Annotated in this window: 1 protein-coding gene and 3 tRNA genes; all 4 read right to left on the bottom strand. The window is 46.6% G+C overall.

The genetic code is table 11. The features are described from left to right. Positions 1–315: 315 nt before the first annotated feature. A tRNA-Leu gene (locus L1D47_RS20485) sits at positions 316–402 on the bottom strand. 38 nt (positions 403–440) lie between these two features. Beyond that, positions 441–514, bottom strand: a tRNA-Cys gene (locus tag L1D47_RS20480). 35 nt (positions 515–549) lie between these two features. Then, a tRNA-Gly gene (locus L1D47_RS20475) sits at positions 550–625 on the bottom strand. Between the two features lie 232 nt (positions 626–857). Further along, on the bottom strand, positions 858–2,294 hold the full coding sequence (locus tag L1D47_RS20470) for a glyceraldehyde-3-phosphate dehydrogenase (protein WP_239886597.1): 1,437 nt from the start codon (positions 2,292–2,294) through the stop codon (positions 858–860). Positions 2,295–2,481: the final 187 nt, after the last annotated feature.

Here is a 2,481-nt window from a genome sequence, read left to right as displayed (position 1 = left end):
CTAAATGAGTGCACTGAAATTTGAAGATGATAGCCAGACCGATTGGAGCAGGAGTCATAGAAGGAGCTTTTATACCAATCACAGTAAACAGGTGATCAGAAATAGCGCTGGAAAAACGCTTGAGAACAAAGCAGGATTTTTAGATAAGTAATTATTCTACAATTAAAAATACTAATACAGTTATCGAGCGTTTTAACAAGCTAGAATGATCAATTATTTATTACGATTGGTATTAGGCTAGCTTTTTACCCCAGATACAATAAAGCCCCACTTATTCAGTGAGGCTCTTTCCAATCCGGTTCTATTAACTCAGATTGGTACCCGAGGACGGACTTGAACCGTCACGCTGTTACCAGCGAGGGATTTTAAATCCCTTGTGTCTACCGATTCCACCACTCGGGCCTAGTGTGTTTTATCGTGATTTACGTTAAAACGGAAAGTGGAGGCGCGACCCGGAGTCGAACCGAGATCGACGGATTTGCAATCCGCAGCATAGCCATTCTGCCATCGCGCCTTTATCTGAAGCGGTTTACGGTTTGACCGTAAATTTGGAGCGACATATCGGGTTCGAACCGATGACCTATACCTTGGCAAGGTATCGCTCTACCAACTGAGCTAATGTCGCATCTGAAACGCTTGCCAGCCAAGTGCCCTATCGAGCTTTCCCCTGACTGCGGAAGGGAATTCTACCGATTTACCTAAAAGTGTCAACGTCTATTTATGGCTTATCATCGGATTGTTGCATCGATTGCTGCATTAATCACCTTTATGTCTCTTTGTTAAGCATATTCAACTTGTTATGGATAAAAAAACGCCCCGGTATTAACCGAGGCGTTTAGATTCAGCTAAGGTAAAGCTTACGCGGCAGGCAGAGACTGGTAGTTAAGACCTAGCATCTTCTGCATTACACCAACCACCTGGCAGCTGTAACCGAACTCGTTGTCATACCAAACATAAAGAATGGCGCGGTTACCATCGGCAATAGTGGCTTGCGAATCGACAACACCCGCGTAGCGAGAACCAACCAGATCTGAAGACACAATCTCTGTCGACTCGGTGAAATCCACCTGGTTTTGCAGCTCAGAACAAAGCGCAACATTACGTAGATACTCGTTCATATCTTCTTTGCTGGTTTCGCCATTCAGGTTCAGGCTGATGATAGCCATAGAAACGTTTGGCGTAGGTACGCGGATGGCGTTACCCGTCAGCTTGCCGGCCAGCACTGGAAGCGCCTTGGCAACAGCCTTAGCCGCACCCGTCTCGGTGATGACCATGTTTAGCGGTGCACTACGACCACGACGATCGGCCTTGTGGTAGTTGTCGATCAGGTTCTGGTCGTTAGTGTATGAGTGAATCGTTTCAACGTGACCGTTTACGATGCCATACTTGTCATTGACCGCCTTAAGTACAGGGGTAATGGCGTTAGTGGTACAGCTTGCCGCCGAGACGATAGTGTCTTCGTCCAGGATGTCATTTTCGTTTACGCCATAAACGATGTTCTTGATCGCGCCCTTAGCCGGTGCAGTCAATAGCACCTTAGAGGCGCCGTTACATCTTAGGTGCAGTCCCAGGCCATCTTCGTCTTTCCAGATACCTGTGTTATCAACCACCAGCGCATTGTTGATGCCATAGCGAGTGTAATCCACTTCGTCTGGAGAGTTAGCGTAGATCACCTGAATATAGGTGCCGTTGGCGATGATTGCGTTGTTCTCTTCGTCTACCTCAACAGAGCCGTTGAATGGACCGTGTACCGAGTCACGACGTAGCAGGCTGGCGCGCTTCTCTAAGTCGCCCTTACGACCACCGCGCAGAACGATAGCGCGAAGACGCAGCTTGTTGCTCACGCCGGTTCTTTCAATCAGTAGACGCGCCAATAGACGTCCGATACGACCGAAACCATAGAGCACTACGTCGCGTGCTTCTTGGTTGTCTTCATGATCGATTGCTGAGGCCAGCTCTTGGGCCATGTAAGCTTCGATCTGGCTCGCATCGTCATGCTCGCGCCAGTAGTTAACCGCTAACTTACCGATATCGACTTTACATTGCTTCACCGCTAACTTGCTAAGTGCCTCAACAAAAGGAAAACTTTCGCGTAATCTGAGTTTGTCACCCACATGACGACGCACTAAACGGTGTGACTTAATGATCTCGATAGTGGAAGCATTAAGAAGTGGCTTACCGTATAGAATGACTTCTACACCTTGGTTACGATACAACTTACCAAGTAGAGGCTGCATCGCCTCCGCCATTTCGAAACGTTCTTGCCAGCTTTGTAGGTGTTTATCAGCGGTCATTTACAGATCCTTTATCTCACTTTTACTACATTTATTGTAGATATGATTGAGTAACAAAAAGAAAAGACCAATACTCTATTATTATCGGACGTCAATCCTGTTATTGGTCGGCGCCATTGTAATGAAAAGTGGGCTTTCGATCTAGTAAGATATTTTCTCTAACCATGTAATATTATTAGATAAAATC

Source organism: Shewanella sp. Isolate7 (assembly GCF_022398425.1).
Taxonomy (GTDB): Bacteria; Pseudomonadota; Gammaproteobacteria; order Enterobacterales; family Shewanellaceae; genus Shewanella.
This window is presented reverse-complemented; position numbering and strand designations above follow the sequence as displayed.